Source organism: Methylohalomonas lacus (assembly GCF_024808875.1).
Taxonomy (GTDB): domain Bacteria; phylum Pseudomonadota; class Gammaproteobacteria; order Methylohalomonadales; family Methylohalomonadaceae; genus Methylohalomonas; species Methylohalomonas lacus.
On record NZ_JANUCT010000002.1, the window covers coordinates 83,210 to 108,438 of the forward strand.

The following is a 25,229-nucleotide window of genomic DNA, read 5'->3' on the forward strand; positions in this document are numbered from 1 at the left end:
ATTGCTGCGTCCGTTCATAACCTGGCGTTGCCAGCCATCGTCATACGGTGGGCTTGATAACGACATAGCGGGGAATCCATGCGCTGTCCGGGCACCATATTTTTATTGTTCACACTGGTTTGCCTGCCCGGCGCCGGGGTCCATGCCGACAGTGCCTGGCCGGCGCCGCTGGCAGACGAGTCGCTGCTGCTGGATCTGGTTCGCACGGACGAAGGTTTTCATGCTGTCGGTGCACGCGGACACGTGCTTTTTTCCACTGACGGTAACGACTGGCAACAGCGAATCGTGCCGACGCGTGTGTTGCTGACGGCAGTTGATTTTCATGACAACAAGCGCGGTTGTGCCGTCGGGCACGATGCGGTCATTCTCTGTACCGATGATGGTGGTGAACATTGGCAACGGGCCCACGCACAGCCCGACTGGCAGGCGCCGTTACTCGATGTGCTGTTCATCAATGAACGCGAGGTGATCGCGATCGGCGCCCATGGCCTGTACCTGGTCTCGCAGGACGCCGGCCGCAGCTGGCAGCGCCGGCCGTTCACGCCGGCGGCGGATGCCAGCGACGCCACGGATTACGAACCACACCTGCACACCGTGCTACAGCATGACGGCCGCCTGCTGATCGCCGCCGAGGCGGGTCAGCTTTTTGCCTCGTCGAATGCGGGTGCTGACTGGCAGCAGCTGTCCTCGCCTTATACAGGTTCCTGGTTTGCCCTGGTGGCTGGCGCTGCCGATACGTTTTACCTGGCCGGACTGCGCGGTCACCTGTACGCCGGCCAATTACGGTCGCCCCGGCAGTGGCGGCGCCTGCCAGCCGACACGCGACAGACGCTGACCGACGGTCGGGTGCTGGCCGGTGGTGAGCAGGTGTTTGTCGGTCACGGTGGCGTGGTGCTGTATCGCGCGACGGCCAGTGCCGCCGTTCACGTCTGGCGGTATCCGGGGCGGCCGGCGCTGCAGGCCGTGGTCCGGGGGCCGGGCGAGACTTTGCTGCTGGCCAGCGACGCGGGTCTGTTAAGCGTGGATCTCGCCGAGTTGCGCGCGCTGGAGCCATAGTCGATGTCGCCGGTGATACTGCAACGCCTGTCCGCAACCGTGTTCCACTGGCGCCGGTTCATCATCGGCGGTTTTGTGCTGGTCACGTTGCTGATGCTGGCGGCGGCGACACAGTTGCGCTTCGATGCCGGTTACGCGAAACAGGTGCCACGCGCGCATCCGTACATGCAGGTGTTCAGCGAACACGCGGATACCTTCGGTGGCGCCGACCGCATACTGGTGGCACTGCACAGTCGTGACGGCGACATGTTCACGCCGGCGTTTTTCCGGGATCTGCAGACGCTGACCGACAAACTGTTCTTCCTGCCCGGCGTCGATCGCACCCAGGTGCGTTCGCTGTTCACGCCCAACGTACGCTACACCGAAGTGGTCGAGGAAGGTCTGCGTGGCGGTAATGTCATTCCCGCCGATTTTGACTTCAGCGACTCGGCGCTCGAGCAGGTGCGCGCCAATATTCTCAAGGCCGATCTTGTCGGCCGGCTGGTGGCCGATGATTTCAGTGGCGCGCTGGTCCGTGCGGAACTGCTGGAAACCGATCCGCAGACCGGCGAGCGACTCGATTACCTTGCGGTGGCCGAATACTTGGAACGCGAAATCCGCGCGCCGTTCGCCGAACAATACGACGTGCATATCACCGGTTTTGCGCCGCTGGTGGGGGCGATCGCCGACGCCGCGTACACGGTCGCAGCCTTCTTTTTAATCGGCCTGCTGGTGACCTGGTTGCTGGTCACCGTCTATGCCCGCTCGTGGCGGCTGGCAATGCTGCCGATCGTCTGTTCGCTGGTTGCGGTCAGCTGGCAGCTGGGGCTGCTGCCGTTACTCGGCTTCGGGCTCGATCCCATGTCGATGCTGGTGCCGTTTCTGGTATTTGCCATTGGTGTCAGTCATGGCATCCAGATGCTCGGGCGCTGGCGCACCGGCATCAGCGCGGGGCAAAGCGTGGCCGCGGCCAGCCGCTCGACATTCGAACGCCTGTTGTTGCCGGGGGCCATGGCCCTGCTGACCGATACCCTTGGCTTTGTCACCATCCTCGCCATCGACATCGGCATCATCCGCGAAATGGCGTTGACGGCCAGCCTCGGGGTGGCGGTCGTGATCCTGACCAACCTGTTGCTGTTGCCGCTGCTGCTGGCCGGCGTGACCCTGCCGGCGACCTACCGGCAGGGCATGCAGCAACGTGCCCGGACTCTGGGGCGATGCTGGCGCGCGCTGGCGCTGGTAGCCGGGCGCCGTGGTTCGCTGATAGTTCTGATTATGGCCGCGTTGCTGTTTGCCTATGGCCTCTACGCCGGCAGCCAGGTGCATATCGGCGATCGCCAGATCGGTGTGCCCGAGCTCAGGACCGAGGCCCGATACAACCAGGACAGCCGTGCCATCGCCGAGCGTTTCCGTATTGGCGTCGATACCCTGAGTGTCTACGCCACTACGCAAGCACAGGCCTGCACCGATCACACGACCATGCAGGCCGTCGACACGTTTGCCTGGCGCCTGCTCAACCATCCGCAGGTGACACTGGTGCAGTCACTGCCGCAGCAGGCAAGCCACATCAACGCGGCACTGAACGAGGGCAGCCTGAAATGGGCGACGCTGCCGCGGCATCCGGCGGCGCTGGCGCAGGCAGTGTCGCATGTGCCGACATCGAGTGGTCTGCTGAACAATGACTGCAGCGTCATGCCGGTGATTGCCTACACGCGTGATCACAAGGCGGAAACGATCACCAGCATCATTGATGCTATTGAGAGCCACCGCGCCGCCCAGCCGGACAGCGGCGTCGATTACCGGCTGGCTGGTGGCAACGTCGGCGTCATGGCCGCCAGCAACGATGTCATCGCCGCGGCGCAGTTTCCGATCCTGCTGTACGTATACGCAGCGGTCATACTGCTGTGCCTGCTGTACTTCCGTTCGCCGGCCGCGACTGTCGCGATCGTATTGCCGCTGGCGCTGACTTCGTTGTTGACGTATGCCTTGATGAGTCACCTGCACATTGGTCTGAAGATCAGCACGCTGCCGGTGGTGGCGCTGGGCGTCGGCATCGGTATTGACTATGGCATCTATATTTTCAGCCGCCTGCGCGAATACCTGGACGCCGGATTCACGTTCACGCAGGCCTATGAACAGACGCTGGCGTCGACCGGTACCGCGGTACTGACAACAGCACTGACGCTGTCGGCCGGCGTGATGACCTGGATTTGTTCAGCGTTGCAGTTCCAGGCGGATATGGGCATGCTCCTGGTTTTCATGTTTCTGGTCAGCATGCTTGGGGCCATGCTGTTGCTGCCGGCGCTGGCCCGCTGGTTGCTGATCGTCAATCGCACCTGAGATCCTTTTATCGTTTACAACATGACTGCTGCCATTGTCTGGTTTCGCCAGGATTTGCGCCTGGCTGACAATCCCGCCCTCAGGGCCGCCTGCGATCGCGGTGGGGTGGTGATCCCGGTGTTCATCTGGGCGCCGGACGAGGAGGGCGACTGGCCACCGGGCGGTGCCGGTCGTTACTGGTTGCATCAGTCGCTAGCCTCGTTGAGTGCCGAGCTGGAACGGCTGGGCTCGCGGCTGATCATTCGCCGGGGTGACAGCCTTGCCGAACTCGGCAAGCTGATCAAAAGCAGCGCGGCCGAAGCCGTGTTCTGGAACCGTCGTTACGAACCCGCTGTCGTCGAGCGCGATGCCGGCATCAAGGCACAGCTGCGTGACCAGGGCGTGACCGTCGAAAGCTTCAACGGCAATCTGCTGCTGGAACCGTCGCAGACGTTCAATAAACAGGGCCGGCCGTTCCGGGTGTTCACGCCGTTCTGGCGTCATTGCCGCAAGCTCGGCGAACCCGTCGCGCCGTTGCCGGCGGTGCGCAAGCTGCGCGCGCCGGACAAGTGGCCGCGTTCATTGAAACTCGATGCGCTCGAACTCGAACCCCGGATCGACTGGGCCGGCGGTATTCGTGCCCACTGGACTTTCGGCAGTAAGGGCGCACGCGAATCATTGCGTGAATTTCTTGCAGACGATTTTCAGGGCTATCCGAAGCAGCGCGATTATCCCGGCGTGCACGGTGTGTCGCGATTGTCGCCGCGGCTGCACTTCGGCGAACTGAGCCCGCGCCAGGTCTGGCACGCGGTGCGCGAACACGAGATCGAACGGGGTTACGTCAGTGAAACCCGGCATGCCGAGGCCTATCTGCGCCAGCTTGGCTGGCGCGAGTTCGGCCATCACCTGCTGTATCATTTTCCGCATACCGCGCAGGCCCCACTGAACGACGCCTACCGTGATTTTCCCTGGCGCTGGAACACGGCCGGCCTGCGCGCCTGGCAGCGTGGCGAAACCGGTTACCCGCTGGTTGATGCCGGCATGCGCGAGCTCTGGCATAGTGGCTACCTGCACAACCGCGTGCGCATGGTGGTGGCGTCGTTTCTGGTCAAGCATCTGCTGGTACACTGGCTGGCAGGTGCGCGCTGGTTCTGGGATACGCTGGTCGACGCCGATCTGGCCAACAATACGCTGGGCTGGCAGTGGGCAGCCGGCTGTGGTGCCGATGCCGCGCCGTACTTTCGCATCTTCAATCCGGTGCGTCAGGCCGAGCGCTTTGACCCCAATGGCGACTATGTGCGTTACTGGGTGCCGGAACTGAACGCATTGAGCAACAAGGCGTTGCTGGCACCCTGGCAGGCGGATGCGGATGAACTGAAAAGTGCCGGTGTGGTTCTGGGGAAGACCTATCCGCAGCCGATTGTCGATCACAAACAGGCACGCCAGGCAGCGCTGGCGGCCCTGGATACCATCAAGAAAAAAACATGAAACATCTGACCTGTCTGTTGTTGTTGTTCATCATGGCCGGCTGCAATACCACGCCGGCCAACCTGGGGGCCGACGACGGCCGACTGGCGGACTGCCCGTGGGCGCCACGCTGCGTCTCTTCACAGGCCAGTGATCCGGACGATCGCGTCGCGCCGATCCGCTACAGCGGCAGTCTCGCCGAAGCCCGCCAGACCCTGCTCGATGTGTTGCAGGCCATGGACGAGGTGCGCATCGTCAAGGTGGAGGAACATTACCTGCACGCCAAGGTACGCAGCGACTGGTTCAATTTCGTCGACGATCTCGAATTCCTGTTTGTACCTGCAGAGCAGCTTATCCACGTGCGTTCCAGCGCGCGCGTCGGCCTCTACGATTTCGACGTCAACCGCGATCGCATCAACACGCTGCGCAGTCGCTTTCTGACCGCGCAATAGGCCTAGCCGTTTTTGCGGAAGCGGTAATGGCCGACCAGCCACTGGTTGCCATCTTCGTAACCGAACAGCTCGGCGCAGGCCATGTAGAACATGCGCCAGCGTTGCAGCCAGATCGCCGCCTGCGTGTCGCCGTAGACATCGCGAAACAGCGCGAGAATGCGGGCGCGATGACAGTCGGTGTTCTCTAGCCAGGCCTCGGCGGTGCGTGCATAGTGGCGACCGGACAGCCGCCACTGCGCGTCCAGCAACAGCTGCTGCTGGAAGTTGAGCAGGTAGTTTTCCGATGGCATCAGGCCGCCGGTGAAAAAGTGCCGCCCCATCCAGTTGTCTTCGCCTTCGGTTTCGAACGGATAGGTGAGCAGACGGTGACAGAAGATGTGCACGAACAGCTTGCCGCCGGGTTTGAGCCAGCCGCTGATGCGCTGCATCAGTTCGGCGTGATTGCGTACATGTTCGAACATCTCCACCGAGACAATACGATCGAAATGCCGGTCGCCGGCAAATTCGTTGATGTCGGCGGTGACGATGCGCACGTTGTCGATACCGCGCTGGCGGCACTGTTCCATGATGTGGGCTTTCTGGCTGGCTGAATTGCTCACGGCGGTAATGAGTGCCCGCGGATAGTGTTCGGCCATCCACAGTGTGACCGAGCCCCAGCCGCAGCCCAGCTCGAGAATGTCCATGCCGTCGTCGAGTTCGGCGCGTTCACAGGTCAGCGCCAGCATGGCGGCCTCGGCGGCATCGAGATTGTCGACGCCCACAGGCCAGTAGCCGCTGCTGTATTTCAGGTGCCGGCCCAGTGACAGCTGGAAGAATTCCGCCGGCACTTCGTAGTGCTGTTCATTCGCCTTGTCGGTGGCCACGGCGATCGGGCCGTGGCTGAAGTCAGTCAATAATTGTTGATAACGCGCGAACTGCTGTTCGGCGTCACGAAATTCATCGTTCAGGCGCTGGCGCATGAGTCGGCGCATGCCAATACGCGTGAGCCTGTCGGGGACCAGGCCGCGTTCGCAGAGTTCTATCGGTGTCATGGTGCTTTATCTATGCAGGGGGATGAGTTGTTGAAGCGCCAGGCGTGATTATCGCCGCCGCGGAAACCAGGGAAAGAAGGCACTGGTGGTACGCTGGTAGTCGCGGTAGTCGTCGCCGCGTGAGCGGATCGCCTGCTGCTCGGTGTAGGGAATGCCGGTGAAACGAAACAGAAAAACAAACATCAGCACCGGTCCGGTCAGCAGCGCCAGCCACCAGTACGGATGACCCACTGCCAGGCAGACATAGGCGAACCAGTGCAGCCATTCGAAGAAGTAGTTCGGGTGGCGCGAGTAGCGCCACAGACCCTCGCGGCAGGTTCTGCCCTTTGCGTCAGGGCGTGCCTTGAAGCGGGCCAGTTGCCAGTCGGCGATCGATTCACCGGTCAGTGCCACCAGCCAGAATACGACGGCCAGCGCGATCCAGGGCGTGAAATCGGCCACCGGGTTGCTGGCCGCGACCAGAAACGGGATCGAAAAGATGATCGCGAAACCGGCCTGGGCCTGGAAGAACCAGAAAAAGCCGGTTTGCTCGCGTTCGCCCCAGTAGTCGCGCAAATAACGGTAGCGGCCGTCCTCGGGATAGTCACGGATACGCACGAACAGGTGCACGGCCAGGCGCAATGACCAGACCAGCGCAAACAGCAGCATGAACAGCTTCGGCAGCAGCGCACCGGGCGCCAGCGCCGCATAGCCAATCGCCAGGCCGCCCAGGCACAGCGACCAGGCCAGGTCGACGATGCCGGCATCTTTGAGTTTGACCTGCAGCCACCAGACGCCGGCCATGATGATGCAGACAACGGGGGTGGCATAAAGCAGAAGCCAGAGTGGTTGCATGGACCCGAGCATGGTGATCAATCCGGTTGGGGTTTCTGGATGAACACGCCGGTGCGCGTCCACAGCGCGATCGCGGTCAGTAACGGCGTCACCACGGCCCAGGCCAGACCGAATACGATCATGACCTGCAGCAGTGGCACCTGCGGAAACACCGCATCGAGCTTGATGCCGCCGTAGTAGGCCAGCGGCCCGCCGATCAGGCCGAACACCGAGGCCAGCAATGGATACGGTTGCAGCCATTTGAGCGAATGATTCAGCGCCAGGGCGAAATTCATCCACAGGGCGACGATCCACCAGGGCGCGGTGCCGCTCGACGGCGCCGGATCAGCGTACTGTACGAGCCCGCTCCAGGCGTAGCCGGTGTCGACGATGAACCCGATGATACCGGCGATCAGTAACAGGCGGATGTCGGCAAAGCGATGCGGGCTGATACCGATCTGCCAGGCGGCAAAGGCGGCCAGCGCCAACAGACCAATCCAGGCATTGCCGGCGGCGGCACCGAGTACGCAGGCAAACCAGACGGCATTAAAGAAAACGAAGTTGGCGATGATCGCGGGTTTCATTGCGGTATTACGCCGGCAAGCGACTGCCAGTTGCGGCAGCGGGGTTTGGTCAGCAACATCTGAACATCGCTAATGCTGCGTTCGAGGAAACCGCCTTCGCAGTAGCACAGGTAGAATTCCCACATGCGCTGGAAGGTGGCGTCGTAACCGCGTGCTTCAAGCGCGCCTTGATGGGCGAAGAACTGCTCGCGCCACAGGCGCAGTGTTTGCGCGTAATGCAGGCCGATGTCTTCCAGATCAGTTAGTCGCAGGTCGCTTACCCGTGCCAGCGACTGGTTGATCGCCGCGACCGACGGAATAAAGCTGCCGGGGAAAATATAGCGCTTGATGAAATCGGCTTCCTTGATGGCATGGGCATAGCGCTGGTCCTCGATGGTGATCGCCTGCAACAGCATGCTGCCATCGGCCTTGAGCAAATCGCTGCACTGCTTGAGATAGGTGTCCAGGTACTGGTGGCCGACCGCCTCGATCATTTCTATCGACACGAGTTTGTCGTATTGGCCCTCGAGTTTACGGTAATCCTCAAACAGCAGTTCGACGCGATCGCCGAGACCGGCGGCACGAATCCGCTGTTGGGCGAAGTCGTATTGCTCCTGCGAGATGGTTGTGGTGGTGACCCGGCAGCCGTAATGCCTTGCCGCATGGATGGCGAAGCCACCCCAGCCGGCACCGATTTCGATGACATGATCGTCTGGGCTCAATTCCAGCTTGCGGCAGATGCGATCCAGCTTGTTCAGTGACGCCTGCTGCAGCGAATCGTAGGAGTGCTCGAAAAAAGCACAGGAATACATCATGGTCTGATCGAGCATGCGTTCGAACAGATCGTTACCCAGGTCATAGTGCGCGGCGATATTCTTGCGGCTGCCCTTGCTGCTGTTGCGGTTCAGCCAGTGCAGGCCCTTGTTGGCCAGGCTGCTGACCCAGGCGGTGCCGCCTTCCAGGCGGTCGAGCAGCGCGCGGTTGCGGGCGAGTATCCGGATCAGGGTGGTCAGTTCGGTGCAACGCCAGTGGCCGGCCATGTAGGCCTCGCCGGCGCCGACGCTGCCGCCGAGTGCGACCTGGCGATAGAACGCCGGGTCGATGACCTCGATAGTCGCCTGCAATGCCTGCGGGTCGTCGTCACCGAGCGTCTGCGCCTGATCGCCTTCCTGCAGCGTGACACGTCCGCCCTGCAGTGCCGCCAGGCTGTCGATGATGCGCTGGCGCAGCCAGCGATCGATCCAGCCGCCGGTGGCCGGCAGAGTGCTGGCGTCGGTCTCGGTCGATAATGACTTGTCGGAATCAGTCTCGTTCATCTCGTACAGTCCTAATTCGTGTGTTGGTGATCGTTCAGTGACTGCCCGGCCGTCTTGTTCGGATGCGTATGAAACGGGCAGCCCTTGAGCCACAGTTTGAAAGCCTGCCAGTAAATGCCACTGATAACCTGCAGCGTCATGCATGGGTAGGCCAGCAGCACGCGGGCCATTGAGCCGGCCGTCAGCGGTTGGCGCTGCAGCGCCAGGGTCGCGTCGAACAGCCGACCGTCACTGTCGTGGTTGATCATGTGTATGGTCACTTGCTCGTCCTGCCATGTAAAACGCCAGTCATAGTACTGGTCCATCGGCATGAACGGGGATACGTGAAAGGCCTTGGCAAACTCGAAGCGCCGGTGGTTCGCCGCGGTGTGTTCGCGGCAATCGAGCACGTAGGCGTGACGTTCCTGCCACGGCGTGTTGGTGATCTCGGTGACGATGGCGCTCAGTGACTGATCGGCGGCATGGCAGAAATAGAAACTGACCGGGTTGAAGAGGCAGCCGAAATAGCGCAGATGCGTCAGCAGGACGACGCGGCCGCCGGGACGAAAGCCCAGTTCGGTCGCGACGCGATCGAGCACGGCCTGCTTGAGCGGCACATTGGCATCACCGAGATAGTCGGCGCGCCGGAATCGCGCCGGCGCCGGGCGCCGCGTCGACCAGAACCAGCGGCCGGCGAAGACGCGGTCGAGTTCATCGAGATCCAGCCCGACCATGAACAGCGGGTAACGGAAGTGATTGACCACCGGCCTGTCGCGGCGGTGGCGGACCCAGCCCCGGTAGAGTGCGCTGCCCGTGATCATGGCTGATCATCCCGCAGCTGCCGGCAAACTGCCAGCGCGCTGTTGACGCCGTCCTCGTGGAAGCCGTGACCCCAGTAGGCACCGCAGTAGTGACGGCCGTTGACGCCGGAAATTTCCGACCAGCGCGACTGCGCGGCGACGGCCGGGGCCACGAACAACGGGTGTGTGTAACGCAGGCGCTTGATGATACGTTCGGGGGCGATGGACTGCGTCTGGTTGAGGCTGACACAGATCGGTTCGCGGCTGTTCAGACGCTGCAGGCTGTTCATGTAATACGTCACCATCGCCTGGCCGCTGCCTTGCACCGGAATGCGGTAATTCCAGCTGGCCCAGGCGCGCCGCCGCTGCGGCAGGCGGCCGGCGTCGGTGTGGATGACCGCCTCGTTGGCCTGGTAGGGCATTGCTGACAGCAGCGCTCGTTCCACCGCTGTCGGCGCCGCCAGTAATTCCAGTGCCTGGTCGCTGTGGCAGGCGAAGATCACCCGGTCATAGTCGGCGCTGTCATTATCCGTCAGTACGCGCTGGTGGTTGCCGTGATCCTCGACCCGCCGGACCGGTGTGTTCAGGCGGATGCGATCGCTGAAAGAACGGGTCAGGGCATGGACATAGCGCGCCGAACCGCCGCTGACCACGAGCCACTGTGGCCGATCGTTGATCGCCAGCATGCCGTGATTGTGAAAGAACTGCACCAGGAAACGGATCGGGAAGGTTTCTATCGTTCCGGGCGGTGCCGACCAGAGCGCGGCACACATCGGGATCAGGTAATGATCGCGGAACCCGGTTGAGTAGCCGTGCTCGGCAACGTAGTCCGCCAGCGTCTGCTGGTTGTCGCTGCCGGCCAGCAGACGTGGGCAGTCCCGGTTGAAGCGGAGGATGTCCAGTACCATGCGATGAAACGACGGCCGCAGCAGGTTACGGCGCTGGGCGAACAGGCGGTTGACCGAGGTGCCGTTGTATTCTAGGCCGCTGGCCTCGTCATGCACGCTGAAACTCATCGATGTTGGTTGGGCGCTGATGCCGATCTGATCCAGCAGCCGGCTGAAGTGCGGATAGTTGTAACGGTTGAAAACGATGAAGCCGCTGTCGACCGCATGCTGTTGGCCGTCAATGTCGAGATCATGGGTGTGCGTATGGCCGCCGATATAGTCGTTGGCCTCGTAGACGGTAATATCGTGTTGCTCATGTAGCCGGTAGCCACAAACCAGACCGGAGATGCCACTGCCGATGATCGCGATGCGCATGGTCGGTGATTACTGTCGCGCCACGGCATTACGCCGGTGTTCGGGTACCGGGCGCAGGCCGTGCACCAGCCCGAGGGCTTGCAGCAGATACAGCAGGTAATAGGTCAGATCGATTTCCCACCAGAAGAATCCCTGGCGCGCTGCACCGGGGTAATGATGATGGTTGTTGTGCCAGCCTTCGCCCAGCGTCAGCAATGCCAGCCAGAAGTTGTTGCGGCTGTCGTCACGGGTGGCATAGCGGCGGCTGCCGATACGATGCGCCAGTGAATTGACTGTGAAGGTGGCATGAAACAGCACGATGGTTGAAACGCAGAAGCCCCAGATGAACAGTTGGGCGCCACTGGTGCCCAGCTGCGGCTGGTAGGTGGCCAGCAACTCGCCGCCGGCATACAGGCTGATGCCAAAGGTGATCGGCACCAGGCTGTCGAAACGATCCAGGAAACGCAGCTCCGGGTAGCGCGCCAGGTCCGGTACCGCCTCAAGCCGGGTGGCAAAATTGCCACGCGACAGGAACCAGCCGATATGACTCTGGAAAAAACCGTACTGGCGCGGTGAATGCGTGTCCGCCGGTGAATCGGCATGGCGGTGATGCAGGCGGTGGTGCGCGGCCCACCACAGCGGCCCGCGCTGCATGGCGGTATTGCCCAAAAGCGCGAACAGGAACTGCAAGGCCCGCGAGGTGCGGAATGCCCGGTGGGAAAAGTAGCGATGATAGAAGCCGGTGATGAAAAACATGCGCAACAGATACAACATGCCGGCGACGGCAACCGCGGTCGCGCTCCAGCCTACCCAGAATACGCCCAGACAGGCCAGATGCAGGCCGATGAACGGCAATACCCGGGCCCAGTCGATCTCGCTGCCCGCCGCGGCGTCCGGCTGTTCGGCGGTCGGCGGGTCATCGATGGCGGCATTGTCGACCCAGCGGCGCAGGGCGATTAAGTAGCTTCTGATAATCGGCATGTGGTCTACAGGATCGTGCCTCGGGCAGTCATGTCCAGTATTTGTACAGTACGGGAAGTTTTCTGGATCAAATCCGGATAGCCGGGTAACGGCCAAGCCGGGCGCATCAACCGTTTACCCGGCCAACCGTGATTGTGGATATCCGTCCCCGTAGTACGCTCGGTGCCAGGCGTACAGATGCATCGGCCGCTCAGTCGAATTCGCCCTTGAGGAGGGTTTTCTTCAGGTGCCTGTTGAACGGCCTGTCGCCGAACCAGATGTGAAAATAGGTGTTGGCAAACATGTCGCCCGCGACCGTGCCCAACACTTCGCCATTATGTGCCAGTTCCAGTCCCCGTCCCGGAACATAACTGATGGCATAACGGTCGTTTTTCTCGATATCGACATAGAGATCGTTGAAGGCATCGATTTTCGGGCGCAGTTTTTCCAGGGTTTCAGCGTCGAGGTTTTCCGCCAGCGATTCGTTTGCGGCAGCGACAAAATCGTCGGCGTCCAGCCCTCCAAAGTAGACGAATTCCAGCCGCTTGGCCGTATCCGCCAGGACGTCATCCAGACTGGCCGGATCGTCCAGATACAGGCCGGCCACGGCGCCGGTAAAGATGACCTTGTAATACAGTCGTGACAGCCCGGCCAGCTCGAGATCAGTGCCGGCGACGCTGACGCTTTCACTGAATTCGACATTTTCAATCTCGGCGGCGCCGATGTTTTGTGTGGCGATGATTGCTGTCAGTGTCAGAACAGCTCTTCTGAACATATTCATGGTTGCTGGCATCGTGAACGACCTGTTATAGGGAGTCCCCATACAGACCCTTTATTCCCATTCTAGTTCACGGTAGGCGCGGCTTACATTGCGCCGGTGATGCTGATCGGCCAGTTGCCATTTCGCCGCTTCTTCGCTCGCCACGTTGTCCATCGCGGTGTCGAGAAACAGGCCGTCGTCGATAGCGGCGCGGGTCTGCTCCAGCAGCGTGGTGAGATAGCGTCGTTGATCGGCGAGCGCCTGCGGCCAGTCGGCAACGGCCGGGCCGTGGCCGGGAACGACGCGTTCAGCGGGGATGGTTTCGAGTTCATCCATGATGGCCAGCCAGCCTTTCAGGCTGGCATCCAGTGCCGGGATGCGTTCCATGAACAGCAGGTCGGCGGCCCACAGCGTGCGCGTCTGTTTGTCGTATATCGTCAGGTCGCTGCTGGTATGGCCGGACGGCCAGGCCCGCAATTCCAGTTGCCGGCCACCCAGGTCCAAGGTCAGGCGCTCATCGACCAGGCGTCCCGGGGGAATGATCGCGTCTTGCGGTTTGTCGCCGAGGTACTGTGGAAACTGTTCGATAAAAAACTGGCGATTGCCGGCGATGGCGTCGGCCAGTTCGGCGTGACCGATGAACTCGACATCGTCGTGCTTCTGAAAGGCCTGGTTGCCGAGGATGTGATCGTAGTGCACGTGCGTGTCGATCACGTAGCAGATCGGTGTGTCGGTGGTCGCCCGGATAGTCTGCTCCAGGTCGCGGCCGATTTCGACCGAACCGCCGGTGTCGATCACGGCAACGCAGTCACTGCCGACGATGAAACCGATATTGGCAACGTCATCACTGGCCTCAGAGTCGACGGGTTCGTGTTTGCCGACATGAACGTAAATGCCGTCGGCGACTTCTTCAATGGACAGCGCCGCCTGCGGACGCTCGTTATCGGAACAACCGGCCACCAGCGCCAGTAGTGTAAAGACAAGTCCGTATATGAATTGCATGACCGTACCTCCTGCCCACAGGTTTGAATTCTGGGATTGCTGTCAGTCGCAACGGCGAAAGACCAGCGACGTGTTGATACCACCGAAGGCGAAATTGTTCGACATGAAATACTCGGCCGCCAGCTGTCGCGGTTGCATATGAATGTAATCCAGATCGGCACAGTCCGGATCGATCCGCTCGAGGTTGGCGGTGGGCACGAAGCGCTGCTCGCGCAGCATCTCCAGGCCGAGCCAGGACTCGATCGCGCCACAGGCGCCAAGCGTATGACCGAAATGGCCCTTGAGCGTATGAAATGCGATCCGCTCGCCGAATACCGCGTGGGTCGCCAGCGATTCGGCCCGGTCGCCGTGCTCGGTGGCGGTGCCGTGACCGTTGACCAGTTGGATGTCGCCGGCCGCCACTCCGGCGTCAGCCAGCGCCAGGCACATGGCGTCCGCCATGGTTGTTTCCGACTGCTGGGTGACGTGGACGCCGTCGGTGTTGGTGCCGAAGCCGGTCACCTCGGCGAGTATCGGCGCGCCGCGGGCGACGGCGTGATCATAGGCTTCCAGGATCAGCGTGCCGCCGCCTTCGCCGATGACCAGGCCGTCGCGATCGCGGTCGTAGGGACGCGGGGTCCGGGCCGATTCCGTGTTGCGTACGCTGGTGGCGAACAGCGTGTCGAACACGGCCACCTCGCTGGGACAGAGTTCCTCGGCACCGCCGGCGATCATGACGTCCTGCTGGCCGTAACGGATCGCCTCGCAGGCGTAACCGATCGCCATGCTGCCCGAGGTACAGGCCGTCGACGTCGGAATGATGCGGCCGCAGATGCCGAACAGAATGCCGATGTTCACGCAGGTGGTGTGACTCATCATCTGGATGTAACTGGTGGCACTGATGCCGTTCGAGGTGCCGTCCGTGATCAGGCGGGTGAAGCCGAGTACCGGCGGCGTGCTGCCGAACGAAGAACCATAGGCAATACCGACGCGGCCGCTTTTCAGCAGACGGGTCTCGTCGCGCAACCCTGCCTGCGTCAATGCCTGATCACTGGCGGCGATGGCGAACTGGGCGACACGGCCGCTGCTGCGCAATTGCTTGCGGCTGAAACGGTCGCTGATGTCGAAGTCGGGCACTGGCGCGGCCAGCTGCGTGCGCAGGTCATAGTCGTTCGCCCAGCTTGCCATGTGGCGCGTACCGGTCTGGCCGGCCGCCATGTTGGCGCGGATGCTCGGCCAGTCATTGCCGAGTGCGGTGATGCCGGCCATGCCGGTGACGACGACGCGGCGGTTCACAGCATGCCCCCGTTGACGCTGATCACCTGGCGGGTGACGTAGGCGGCCTCGTCGGAACACAGGAAGGCGACCACCGCTGCGACTTCCGCGGCGCTGCCGTAGCGGCGCATCGGGATCAACTGGCGAACCTCTTCTTCCGGCAGTTCAGCGGTCATCTGCGTGTCGATGATCCCCGGCGCGACGGCATTGACGGTGATGTTGCGTTTCGCCAGTTCCACCGCCAGTGCCTTGACCGCACCGATGATGCCGGCCTTGGAGGCGGAGTAGTTGACCTGGCCGCGGTTGCCGCTGATACCGGCGATCGAGGTCAGCGCGACGATGCGTCCCGGCGCCCGCCGCTGGACCAGCGGCATGACCAGCGGTTTCAGTACGTTGTAGAAACCGTCGAGGTTGGTATGAATGACGCTGTCCCAGTCGTCGTCACTGAGCGCCGGAAAGGCATTGTCGTGAGTCAGGCCGGCGTTGAGGACCACGCCGTAGTAGCATTCGTGATGGCTGATGTCGTCGTTCAGCACCTGCTGGCACTGGGCGCGATCGGCGATATCGAACTGCAGCAGCCGGGCCTGGCGACCGGCGGCTTCGACCGTGGTCTTTGTTTCTTCGGCACCGGCGCGATCGCTGTGATAATGCACGGCGATGTCATAACCGGCTGTTGCCAGCCGGCCGGCCACGGCGGCACCGATACCCTTGCTGGCGCCGGTTACAAGAATGGTCTTGTTCATGATTGCGTGGACTGGTTATTGATCAATGTGGCGAAACTGTCGGCGTCGTCGGGCTGATAGACGGTCGTACGGGCATCGAGTATGAGCTGTCCGCCTGGTGCGTGGATATGACCGTCGAACACCGCCATGCCGCCGTCGCTGTAGACGCTCGTGACCGTGATACTAATGATCTCGTCAGGTACGAACCAGGAACGCTGCGGCGCCAGCTGGCGACTGCCGAGCAGCAGGCCCGGACGGATCGGCGTGCCTTCCTGCCAGGCGCGCCAGCCGCTCAATGCGGCGATCGCCTGGGCGATGTATTCGATGCCGACGTAACTGGGTACGCCCTGACCGGCAATGTAGAACGGGTTGTCGCTGCGGATACCGGCGGTTGCCGTCAGCGTATCCTCGGCAGCGGCGGTTACCGCGTCGAGTAACCGCATCGGTGGTTCATGCGCCAGCAGTTCGCCGATGGGCGGATATGCTGTCATGCCGTAGACTCCGGCCAGCCGCGGCCGAGTATCAGGGTGACATTGCTGCCGCCGAACGCGAACGAGTTGCTCATCATGGCCGCGCGCCGGGCCGTTGGCAATCGCGCCTGATCGGCATCGATGAGGTTGAGCGCGGCGAGTTCCGGATCGGGTTCGCCATCCCAGCAGTGGGGCGGCACAGGAGCGCCGTTTTCCAGTTGCATCAGCGACAGCCACAGCAGCGCCGCTTCCAGCGCGCTGGCGGCGCCGAGGGCGTGGCCGGTCAGCGGCTTGCTGGAACTTGCCGCAACGGTGTCGCCGAGTACCGCGGACACGGCGTGGCTTTCCATGTGATCGTTCAGCCGCGTCGCTGTGCCGTGCAGGTTGATGTAGTCGATATCCGTTGCCGCCAGGCGGGCATTGTCCAGCGCCGCCTGCATGGCCAGACGCGCGCCGTGGCCCTGCGGATCCGGCGCGTTCGGATGATGCGCGTCGGTGCTTTCGCCGACACCGAGCAGCTGGATGTCGGCCGGTTCGCGCGATAACAGGAAGACCGCCGCCGCCTCGCCGATGTTGATGCCGTCGCGGTTGCGGCTCATCGGATTGCAGCGCTCGGCAGCAATTGATTGCAGCGACTCGAAGCCGCTGATGGCCATGCGGCAGAGACTGTCGGCGCCGCCGACGATGACCGCGTCGCAAAGACCGGCGTTGATCAGCCGTGCACCGGCGCTGAAGGTCTTGCCGCTGGACGAGCATGCCGTCGAAATGACGTAGGCAGGTCCGGTGAGATCGAGGACCTGGCGCAGAAATCGGGCCGGCGCGCCGAGTTCCTGGCGACCGTAATGGAAATTGTCGGGCAAGCGACCGTGTTCCAGGTAATGGGTGTAGTCGGCTTCACCCTCGGCGATGCCGGAGGTGCTGGTGCCGAGAATGACGCCGACACGCTCGCGGCCGTGACTGGCGACGGCGTGTTCGATTGCGGTCAGTATCTGCGTGCAGGCGGTCCACAACAGCCGGTTGTTGCGGCTGGCGAATTCCGCCCGGTTATCCGGTAGCGGCGCCAGTGGTTCGGCGACGCGACCGACCGTGATCGGTCGGGACAGCAGGTGATCGTCGCGCTGCATGCCGCCGGCGTCGGCGTTGCTGAACGCCGTCAGGGTTGACTGGCAGTCAGGACCGAGCGGGCTGACGATGCCCAGTGCATTCAGGTACAGCATGATAATGTCGATTATACCTGCTGATCGCTGAGTTCATGCAGCATGTTCAGATAGCGCTCAGTATGCGTGACCAGCGGGTTAGCCGTATTCCAGGCGTAGCCGGCGAGGATCGACACCATCATGCGCCGCAGCTGGCTGTCGGCCGCGTCCTGCGGCTGGTTGAAAATGATCGTCTGCAGGCGACCGTCGTACCAGGCATCGACATAGGCGCGGAAGGTCTCGACCCCGGCGGCCAGCGGTTCGGCGTAATCGCGCTGCCAGTCGACGGTCTGGCCGGCCAGTTCGCGCAGCAGCGTGCTGGTGGCCAGTTCGGCGGATTTCATGGCGATGGTCACGCCGGACGAGAAGATCGGATCGAGAAAGCCGGCGGCGTTGCCGAGCAGCGCGTAGCCGTCGCCATGCACCTGGCTCGAGGTACTGCTGTAGGCCTGTATCGCGCCGAGCTCGCGCAGCAGTTCGGTCCCGGCCAGCAGCGTGCCGATGCGCGTCGCGTTGACCAGTGACCAGAACGTATCGAGATCCGTGCCAGCCCCGGCCAGCGGATGATCGACGGGGAACAGCACGCCGAGCGAGGCGCTGCCGTCGTTGAACGGGATCAGCCAGTACCAGATGTCGTGCGCCTGCGGATGCACCGTGATCAGAATCTTGTTGCGGTCGAAGTCGGCCGCCGGCGCCAGGCGCACGTGCGAGAACAGCGCCCGCCGCGGGATCGACTCTACCGGCGCGTCCAGGCCCAGCAAGCGCGGCAGGACGCGGCCAAAGCCGCTGGCATCGATGACGAATCGTGATGCCAGCGTGGCGGATCGGCCGGCCGCATCTCTGTAGTCGAGCCGGCAGTCATCACGCTGCAGCCTGGCCGCCGTGACCCGGGATTCGAAGCGGACATCGACGCCGCTGGCGGCGACCGTGTTGGCGAGCGCCTGGTCAAAGCGGGCGCGCTGCACCTGGTAGGTGGTGGCCCAGCCGGCCTCGAACTTGTCGCGGAAATCGATGTGCTGGCAGGCGTCGCCGCGCTCGAATACGGCGCCGTTCTTGTACTGGAAGCCGGCCTCGACCACCGTCTGCAGCAGGCCGCAGCGCTCGAGTACGTTCATGCAGTAGGGCAGCAGACTTTCGCCGATGCTAAAGCGCGGAAAGCGGCTGCCCTCGAGCACGGTGACGGCGTGGCCGGCGTCGGCCAGCAGCTTGGCGGCGACACAGCCGGCCGGGCCGGCGCCGATGATCGCCACGTCGGTCGTCTGTTGGTCCGGGCGAGCGCTCATGAAGGGTTGTGCTCTTTATCGTCGGGATGGGCTGCCAATGACAGGGTCGCACACAGCCAGGCTGCCGTCAGGCCGACGACGATGACCAACCCCAGGTCGTGGACTAGCGGAATCCGGCTGCTGGCCAGCAGGCCGAAGGTCAGCAGGCTGCTGGCCAGTGACAGGAGCACGGCCAGGTAGGTTTGTTCGATGAATGCGTCGGCGTGGCTCTCGCGCAGAAAGATGGCGTAGTCGGCGCCGATAGCGAAGACCAGAAACAGCGCCATGGTGGTGAAAAAGTTGTGCGTAACGCCGAGCAGCGGCGTCGCCAGCAGCGCCAGCAGCACGCCGCTGGCCGGGGCCAGCAGCGTCAGCAGGCCGTGGCGCCGTCCGTAGCGCGAGACCAGCAACACTGCCGCTCCGGCCAGCAGCAGCAGCAATGCCACGTAGGCCCAGACGCGATAGCCGGCGAGCGCATTATTAACGACGGCGACCGGGTTGATGCGCTGGGCGCCGGCCAGATCCGCCAGCGCCGCATCGACCGCGTCCGCATCGTCCATGCCCTGCAGTCGTACCAGATGGGTGCCGGGTTGTTGCGCGACCAGCAGCGTGTCGAGTTGCGGCCAGAGTGCCAGCGTTTGCCGATCCGGCCGTAACAGCTCGTCCGTGTCCGGCGGCGTGACCGGGTTGCCGATCGCGGCCGCCAGTTCGTCGGCGTAGGGCGCATGGAGTTTTTCTGCAACCAGCTGACGATTGTCGCGCTGGCGCTGCAGCGATGGGATGAAGTCGGCGATGGCGATCAGCCCGCCCAGCTGGCCGCGCTCGATCAGTGGTGTCAGTCGCTCGCGGATGGTTTCCTCCAGCTGCAGTGCCGTCTGCGTGTCGGCCGCCTCGATCAGGAGGAAATCCGCCCGGCCACCCTGACCGGTGATGGCCTGGATGGTTTCGCTGTTACTGACGAGCTGCGCCTCGCTGTAACCGAGCACGCGTACATCGTCGTCGGGTTGCAGCCACCAGGGCAGGGCGATCAGGCCGATAAACCACACAGCCAACAGCGCGTAACGCGCGCTGTTGCGCTGAAACAGCCGCCGATGCCGGTGGACCAGTTGCATCAGCCCCGGGTTGTCGTGCAGCCATGGCGCCGGACCGCGTTCCGGTAGCAGCGGTAGCAGGCAGACTACCGTGAGATAGGCGCCGGCGAGGCCGAAGGCCGAGAACACGGCGATCTGGGTCAGCAGTGCCGCGGGTGTGACGGCCAGTGCGGCGAAGCCGATCAGCGAAGTCAGCAGGCCCAGCGTCAGCCCCGGCAATATGCGCCGCAGTCGCCGGTTGCCGTAACCATCGCCGAGGCGGTCGTGGACAGCAAAGTAATGGAACGCATAATCGACACTGATGCCGATCAGGCTGCTGCCGAAAACCAGGGCGATGACGTGGATCGTGTCCATCAGGGTTACGGCCGCGGTCAGGCCGGCCAGCAGGCCGCCGCCGATCGTGATCAGCAGACCGGCTACCGGCAACCACGACAGAAACACTGCCAGCGCCAGTAAGACGATACCCGCAGTCGACAGCAGGGCGATGCGGCGGACTTCCTGACGTGCCCGGTTTTCCTCGGCGCGGGCGAAAAACAGCGGCCCGGTATGCAGGATTTGCGTCGCCGCGTCGGCGTCATGGACGCGATCGATCGCGGCCGTCACGGCCGCCGCCCAGTCATGACGCTGCGCTGTCGTCACCTCGTCCAGGCGCACGCTGATCGGGACATGGCTGCGGCCGTTATGCTTGATGGCACGATCGAATCCGGCGCTGCGTTCTTGCAGCTGGCGCAGGAAGGCGGGTAGCAGCCGGAACGGATCGGCTCGCAGCCCGGCGCCGGTTGTCATGGCAGCGGGCGCGTAGATCTCTGCCAGGGCACGCTCGTAGATCGGCCGTGCCTGACCGTTTTCCAGTTTGCGCCGATCCGCCCGGCTGAGCAGACCGCCGCCGTGCGCGGCGTAGTGTTTGAGCAGTCGTTCGCCGCGGTCATCGCTGTCCGCGACGGGCGAGTTGATGGCCGCCGTCTGCGGCAGCGCCTTCAGGCTGGCAATGAAATCACGTGCCTGTTGTCGTGCTGTATCGTGGTTGTCGTGGCCGACGACAAACAGGGCCCGGCGATTGTCTTCGGTGAGCAGGCGGTGGGTGGCCTGCAGACCGGAAGCGGCGTTTTCGCCGCTGTCGACGAATGCCAGGTAGTCGGCATCGATCGCGATCGCGCCGGCGTTCAGTTGCCAGGCCGACCACAGACTGGCCGCGATCAACAGTGCGATCCAGACCAGCGCGCGGTATTTCATGATCCGGTCGCCGTGAACAGGGTTCGGATATCCTCCGGCAACGGCCCGTCGTGCAGCGACTGGTCGCTGAATTCGATGCGATCGCGGTTCTGGCTGCCCTTGTGAATGCTGAGACGTTCAACGAAGCGGCCGCCGCTGATCTCGATGCGTTGAAACAAGGCCCCCTGTTCGTCGGGTGTCAGTGTCTTGTGCCAGCGATCGGTATCGCTGCCGCTATCCTCGAGATGAAACCGTGATTCGATCGCCGACCAGTCACCGTTCAGCAGTTTGTTGATGAGTTGCGTGTATTGGCCGACCCGGTCCGAATCGGACGTCAAAGCCTCAACTTCGCCGTCAGCGGTCAGTCGCGACAGGCTGCGCCCGCTGAGGATGAGGGTCTGTTTTACCGGCACCTCAGTCTGCCAGAGCAGACCGTGTTCGGCCGACAGGATGAAACGGCCATGCGAACGCAGCGGCGCCTCGAAATGGTTGAGTCTGCGTTCCAGACTGAATTCGCCGCTGATGTATTGATCGTCCTCGAGGCTGATCAGCGTCGTTTCCGCGGCGGCCGTGCCGACGAGCAGTATCAGCAGCAGACCGTTCGCCAACAGCGTTCGCCGGTTCATAGCAGGGCGCGGATCCGCTCGATCAGGAAATCCGGCGTGCGATACAGCATTTCGCCGGAATGGCGTTCGACCGCCGCCTGGATCGTGAAGCCGCTGCAGACCGGGTGTTCGTGATCGTCTGCGCGCGTGACGTAGTCGATGCGGAGGCGGTTTTCATATTCGCCCAGCGTGGCGGTGGTGCACAACTGCTGTCCAAACGTGGCCGGGCGCAGAAATTTTACCCGCATATCGACGATCGGCCACAGGTAATCGGAGGTGTCCATCTGTGGATAGTTGTAACCGATGCGATCGAACAGGGCGCTGCGTGCCTGTTCGAACAGGCGCACGTAGTTGCCGTGCCAGACAACCTGCATTGCATCGAGGTCGAACAGTTGTACGCGGTGTTCATGGCAGGCGCTGATCATTGTTGCAGTTTCAGTCCAGGGACCACTGGCGCGACTGGATGCGTTGCACAAGTGTCCGCAGTACATCTTCGAGCGGCTGATCCTCATCGATGAACGGCACCGTTTCGGACAGTGCGTCGATGAATGTCTGTACGTCGCCGGTCAGTTGTTGCCGCGCCAGTTGCCCCTGCTGCAGGCGCAGCTGAATGGCCTGGTGCACCGCGATCAGCTGCGCAGCGGCAACCTGTTCGCTGAGTTCCAGTACGCGCAGGCAGTCGCGCGCGGCGATCGTGCCCATGCTGACCTTGTCCTGGTTGTGGCACTCGGTCGAGCGCGAGAACACGCTGGCCGGCATGGTGTTCTTCAGCGCTTCCGCGGCCCACGCCGAGGCGCCGATCTGCACCGCCTTGAGGCCGTGGTTGATCGAGGCGCGCGCCGGCGGCGCACCGGACAGGTTGGCGGGCAGGCCGTGATTGAAGCGCGGGTCGACCAGCAGGGCGAGCTGGCGGTCCAGCAGGTCGGCGATGTTGGCGACCAGGTTTTTCATGCTGTCGGCGACGAAGGCGACGTGGCCGCCGTAGAAATGGCCGCCGTGCAGCACGTCGCCGCTGTCCGGGTCGATCAGCGGGTTGTCGTTGGCGCTGTTGAGTTCGGTTTCCAGCGTCTGGCGGAACACTGGCAGCATGTCCGCGAGTACACCGATGACGTGCGGCGCACAGCGGATCGAGTAGCGGTCCTGCAGCCGCGCGGGCTGGTAATCGGCGCCGAGCCCGGCCAGATCCCGGTGCATGCGCGCGGCGATGTCGGTCTGTCCCGGATGCGGCTTGGCGGTCGCCAGTCGCGCGTCGAAGTGGCCCGGGTTGCCCTGCAGACCGATGACGGCGAGCGCGCTGATGCGGGCGGCCAAATGCGCCATGTATTCGGCCCGCCGCCAGGCGCAGCAGGTCAGCGCGGTCATCACTGCCGTGCCGTTCATGATCGCCAGCGCTTCCTTGATGCCCGGTTCGAACGCCTGCAGTCCGGCCTGCTGTAATGCCTGGCGGCTGGGCATGCGCGTGCCGCGATAAATGACCTCACGTTCGCCGGCCAGCGTGGCGGCGATGTAGGACAGCGGCGTCAGATCGCCGCTGGCGCCCACCGAACCCTCCGCCGGTATGACCGGGACGATGTCGTGGTTCAGGAATTCAACCAGCTGCTGCAGCAATGCCCGACTGACACCGGAGTAGCCGCTGCAGAGTGAGGCCAGGCGCACGGCCATGACCGCGCGGGCGTGTTCGACCGACAGGGGATCGCCCAGACCACAGCCGTGAAAACGGCTCAGGTGCAGCGGCAGTTCGTCCAGCAGCCCGGCAGCGACGCTTCTGGAAACGGAATCGCCGTAGCCGGTGGTGACGCCATAGACCACAACATCCTCGGCCAGGTGTCGATCCAGTTGCTGTCGACCCTGCTCGATGCGTTGCACGAACACCGGCTGGTCGGACAGCTGTACCGGTCGGTGCTCGCCGGCAATGGCGATGATTGACTCGATCGACAATGGCGTCTCGCCAAAAACAATGGTTTGGGGATCAGCGTTCATCGGTCGTCATGCCTGCTTCTTTGGCACTGTGAAAATCCGCCCAGAAATCGTAGAAGTTGAACCATTGCAGCGGTTGCGCCAGCACCAATGGTTCCAGCCAGCGTGCGTAGTCGTTCATGTAATGTTGTATGGCCGCTTCACGATCCGCGCGCGGCAGTTCAACACGCTCGGCGAGTTGTTGCCATGCTACCTGAAACAGGTCGCCCTCGCGCCAGGCGGCGACCATATAGACCGGGCACTGCAGCACATGGGCGAGGATGATCGGTCCCTGCGGAAACTCGGCCGGACTGCCGAGGAAATTCACCGTAACGCTGCGCTCGCGGGCGCCGATGGCGACGCGGTCGGCGGCAATGACGATCCATTCGCCGGCCGCAATCTTTTCCTGAAGCAATAATGCCGTGTCCGGGCCGATGTCGTTGACCTCGATCAGCTTGATCTGCGAGTCCGGGGCCAGCTGTTCCAGGGCGTGATTGAAAAGCCGGGCATTGTTGCGATGGATGAGCACGTTGACCTGGAAGTTGCGGGCACGGTTGGCGATCGCGCGGATGCATTCGATGTTGCCGAAGTGCGGTACCAGCAGCAAGACGGCCTGGCTGTGATCGATCTGCTTGAACAGCGTGTGGCTGCCGTCGACCAGGCGAACCTGGTCCGTTTTGATGGCGCCGCACCAGGCCGCGACCTTGTCGACGGCCGCATTGGCGAAGCTGAAGAAATGGCGCAGGCTTTGCCAGCGGCCCGGTGGTGGCTGTCCGTTCAGATGGGCGACGCGGGTCAGGTAGGCCTGTGAGGCGCGACGCTGTTCGCGGCCACTGAGGTAAAAATAGATCACCGCCGGCATGAGCAGGGCCAGGCAGGTTCGCCGCCCGCCGTAACGGTAGGCGGCAAGCAACAGCTGCAGGCCCCGGGCGGTACCGCGTTCCTGCAGCCGGGCCCAATGACTGGACGCCCGTGTCGGCGCTTGCCAGCCGCGGTCGCGGATAAAGCGCGGCAGTCGATACAACATGCCTGTCAATAATCGCAGGTGCATCCGTGTGATGCGGACGTTGTCACGCCAGAGCCGGAAATTGGACGGGTTGCCTGGCGGGTAACGTACGGCAACCGGCAGATGCACCGTCGTCACGCCGCGCCAGAACAATCGCACCATGATGTCGGTGTCAAAATCCATGCGGCTGCCCAATGGTTCACTGTCGGCCAGCATTAGACAGTCGGCCAGCGGATAACAACGAAAACCGCACATGCTGTCGCGGATCCGCAGCGACAGGGTTTCACACCAGACCATGACATTGGTCAGCCAGCGGCCATAGCGGCGCATGACGGGGACGCCGGCATCGAAGCAGGGCCGACCGCTGATCAGGGCCCGCGGCTGTTGCCGGGCCTGTTCGAGCAGCGCCGGTAGCTGTTCCAGATCATGTTGGCCGTCGGCGTCGATCTGGACTGCGTGCGTATAACCCTGGGCGACCGCAGCGCGCATGCCGGCGATGACCGCGCCGCCCTTGCCGCTATTCTGCGCCAGACGCAGAACGTGAATGCCGCGCTCGGGATCGTGCTGATCGGCCATGGCGCGGGCGGCGGTTGTTCCGGAACCGTCATCAATGATGAACACCGCCAGTTGCAGCGTACGCAGGTATTCAATGATACGGGGCAGTTCACGATAGTGATCGTAACTGGGAATGAGGGCACAGATGTTCATGCGGTCGCT

General features: G+C 63.0%; 23 protein-coding genes. 4 read left to right on the top strand and 19 right to left on the bottom strand.

What is annotated here, in order from left to right; all coding sequences use genetic code 11:
- Positions 1 to 78 precede the first annotated feature (78 nt).
- The 4 genes from J2T55_RS01650 to J2T55_RS01665 are packed head-to-tail and all read left to right on the top strand — an operon-like array spanning position 79 to position 5,273.
- Positions 79 to 1,056: a WD40/YVTN/BNR-like repeat-containing protein gene (locus J2T55_RS01650; protein ID WP_259053846.1), complete on the top strand. Its 978-nt coding sequence runs from the start codon at positions 79 to 81 to the stop codon at positions 1,054 to 1,056.
- A gap of 3 nt (positions 1,057 to 1,059) precedes the next feature.
- On the top strand, positions 1,060 to 3,375 hold the full coding sequence (locus J2T55_RS01655; RefSeq protein ID WP_259053848.1) for an efflux RND transporter permease subunit: 2,316 nt from the start codon (positions 1,060 to 1,062) through the stop codon (positions 3,373 to 3,375).
- Between the two features lie 21 nt (positions 3,376 to 3,396).
- Entirely contained in the window at positions 3,397 to 4,842 is a 1,446-nt protein-coding gene (locus J2T55_RS01660; RefSeq protein WP_259053850.1) for a cryptochrome/photolyase family protein, read from the top strand.
- Positions 4,839 to 5,273 carry a DUF1499 domain-containing protein gene (locus J2T55_RS01665; protein WP_259053851.1) on the top strand — a complete coding sequence of 145 codons (435 nt, stop codon included), beginning with the start codon at positions 4,839 to 4,841 and terminating at the stop codon, positions 5,271 to 5,273. The genes J2T55_RS01660 and J2T55_RS01665 overlap by 4 nt, the downstream gene beginning before the upstream one ends.
- Positions 5,274 to 5,275: 2 nt before the next feature.
- On the opposite strand, the gene J2T55_RS01670 is transcribed toward J2T55_RS01665, so the two are convergent.
- The 19 genes from J2T55_RS01670 to J2T55_RS01760 all read right to left on the bottom strand — a co-directional run bounded on the left by J2T55_RS01670 (position 5,276) and on the right by J2T55_RS01760 (position 25,220).
- A complete protein-coding gene (locus tag J2T55_RS01670) occupies positions 5,276 to 6,304 on the bottom strand; it encodes an SAM-dependent methyltransferase (RefSeq protein ID WP_259053853.1) in 1,029 nt (342 codons plus the stop codon).
- Positions 6,305 to 6,352: 48 nt separating this feature from the next.
- Complete coding sequence (locus tag J2T55_RS01675; protein WP_259053854.1) at positions 6,353 to 7,150, bottom strand: DUF1295 domain-containing protein; 798 nt, start codon at positions 7,148 to 7,150, stop codon at positions 6,353 to 6,355.
- A gap of 5 nt (positions 7,151 to 7,155) precedes the next feature.
- The gene (locus J2T55_RS01680; protein WP_259053855.1) at positions 7,156 to 7,701 is read right to left on the bottom strand and encodes a DUF2878 domain-containing protein; all 546 of its coding nucleotides are present in this window, start codon (positions 7,699 to 7,701) and stop codon (positions 7,156 to 7,158) included.
- Positions 7,698 to 8,996: an SAM-dependent methyltransferase gene (locus J2T55_RS01685; RefSeq protein ID WP_259053856.1), complete on the bottom strand. Its 1,299-nt coding sequence runs from the start codon at positions 8,994 to 8,996 to the stop codon at positions 7,698 to 7,700. The genes J2T55_RS01680 and J2T55_RS01685 overlap by 4 nt, the downstream gene beginning before the upstream one ends.
- A gap of 11 nt (positions 8,997 to 9,007) precedes the next feature.
- Positions 9,008 to 9,796, bottom strand: a complete 789-nt coding sequence (locus J2T55_RS01690; protein ID WP_259053857.1) for a DUF1365 domain-containing protein — start codon at positions 9,794 to 9,796, stop codon at positions 9,008 to 9,010.
- Positions 9,793 to 11,037: an NAD(P)/FAD-dependent oxidoreductase gene (locus J2T55_RS01695; protein ID WP_259053858.1), complete on the bottom strand. Its 1,245-nt coding sequence runs from the start codon at positions 11,035 to 11,037 to the stop codon at positions 9,793 to 9,795. Before J2T55_RS01695 ends, J2T55_RS01690 begins: the two co-directional genes overlap by 4 nt.
- A 9-nt stretch (positions 11,038 to 11,046) precedes the next feature.
- Positions 11,047 to 11,997, bottom strand: a complete 951-nt coding sequence (locus J2T55_RS01700) for an acyl-CoA desaturase (protein ID WP_259053859.1) — start codon at positions 11,995 to 11,997, stop codon at positions 11,047 to 11,049.
- Positions 11,998 to 12,187: 190 nt separating this feature from the next.
- Complete coding sequence (locus tag J2T55_RS01705) at positions 12,188 to 12,757, bottom strand: chalcone isomerase family protein (protein ID WP_259053860.1); 570 nt, start codon at positions 12,755 to 12,757, stop codon at positions 12,188 to 12,190.
- 51 nt (positions 12,758 to 12,808) lie between these two features.
- Positions 12,809 to 13,738 (bottom strand): quinoprotein relay system zinc metallohydrolase 2, encoded by a 930-nt coding sequence (locus J2T55_RS01710; RefSeq protein WP_259053861.1) that lies wholly within the window; start codon positions 13,736 to 13,738, stop codon positions 12,809 to 12,811.
- Between the two features lie 42 nt (positions 13,739 to 13,780).
- Positions 13,781 to 15,013: a beta-ketoacyl-ACP synthase gene (locus J2T55_RS01715; RefSeq protein ID WP_259053862.1), complete on the bottom strand. Its 1,233-nt coding sequence runs from the start codon at positions 15,011 to 15,013 to the stop codon at positions 13,781 to 13,783.
- Positions 15,010 to 15,735, bottom strand: a complete 726-nt coding sequence (gene fabG / locus J2T55_RS01720) for a 3-oxoacyl-ACP reductase FabG (RefSeq protein ID WP_259053863.1) — start codon at positions 15,733 to 15,735, stop codon at positions 15,010 to 15,012. Before fabG ends, J2T55_RS01715 begins: the two co-directional genes overlap by 4 nt.
- Positions 15,732 to 16,205 carry an ApeP family dehydratase gene (locus J2T55_RS01725; RefSeq protein WP_259053864.1) on the bottom strand — a complete coding sequence of 158 codons (474 nt, stop codon included), beginning with the start codon at positions 16,203 to 16,205 and terminating at the stop codon, positions 15,732 to 15,734. Before J2T55_RS01725 ends, fabG begins: the two co-directional genes overlap by 4 nt.
- Positions 16,202 to 17,401 (bottom strand): beta-ketoacyl-[acyl-carrier-protein] synthase family protein, encoded by a 1,200-nt coding sequence (locus J2T55_RS01730; RefSeq protein ID WP_259053865.1) that lies wholly within the window; start codon positions 17,399 to 17,401, stop codon positions 16,202 to 16,204. The genes J2T55_RS01725 and J2T55_RS01730 overlap by 4 nt, the downstream gene beginning before the upstream one ends.
- Before the next feature lie 11 nt (positions 17,402 to 17,412).
- Positions 17,413 to 18,663: an NAD(P)/FAD-dependent oxidoreductase gene (locus J2T55_RS01735; protein WP_259053866.1), complete on the bottom strand. Its 1,251-nt coding sequence runs from the start codon at positions 18,661 to 18,663 to the stop codon at positions 17,413 to 17,415.
- Positions 18,660 to 20,966, bottom strand: coding sequence for an MMPL family transporter (locus J2T55_RS01740; protein ID WP_259053867.1), 2,307 nt, complete (start codon positions 20,964 to 20,966; stop codon positions 18,660 to 18,662). The genes J2T55_RS01735 and J2T55_RS01740 overlap by 4 nt, the downstream gene beginning before the upstream one ends.
- On the bottom strand, positions 20,963 to 21,571 hold the full coding sequence (locus tag J2T55_RS01745; RefSeq protein ID WP_259053868.1) for a LolA family protein: 609 nt from the start codon (positions 21,569 to 21,571) through the stop codon (positions 20,963 to 20,965). The genes J2T55_RS01740 and J2T55_RS01745 overlap by 4 nt, the downstream gene beginning before the upstream one ends.
- Positions 21,568 to 21,975: an acyl-CoA thioesterase gene (locus J2T55_RS01750; protein WP_259053869.1), complete on the bottom strand. Its 408-nt coding sequence runs from the start codon at positions 21,973 to 21,975 to the stop codon at positions 21,568 to 21,570. Before J2T55_RS01750 ends, J2T55_RS01745 begins: the two co-directional genes overlap by 4 nt.
- Before the next feature lie 10 nt (positions 21,976 to 21,985).
- The gene (locus J2T55_RS01755) at positions 21,986 to 23,530 is read right to left on the bottom strand and encodes an HAL/PAL/TAL family ammonia-lyase (protein ID WP_259053870.1); all 1,545 of its coding nucleotides are present in this window, start codon (positions 23,528 to 23,530) and stop codon (positions 21,986 to 21,988) included.
- Positions 23,520 to 25,220: a glycosyltransferase family 2 protein gene (locus tag J2T55_RS01760; RefSeq protein WP_259053872.1), complete on the bottom strand. Its 1,701-nt coding sequence runs from the start codon at positions 25,218 to 25,220 to the stop codon at positions 23,520 to 23,522. The genes J2T55_RS01755 and J2T55_RS01760 overlap by 11 nt, the downstream gene beginning before the upstream one ends.
- Between the last annotated feature and the right edge of the window lie 9 nt (positions 25,221 to 25,229).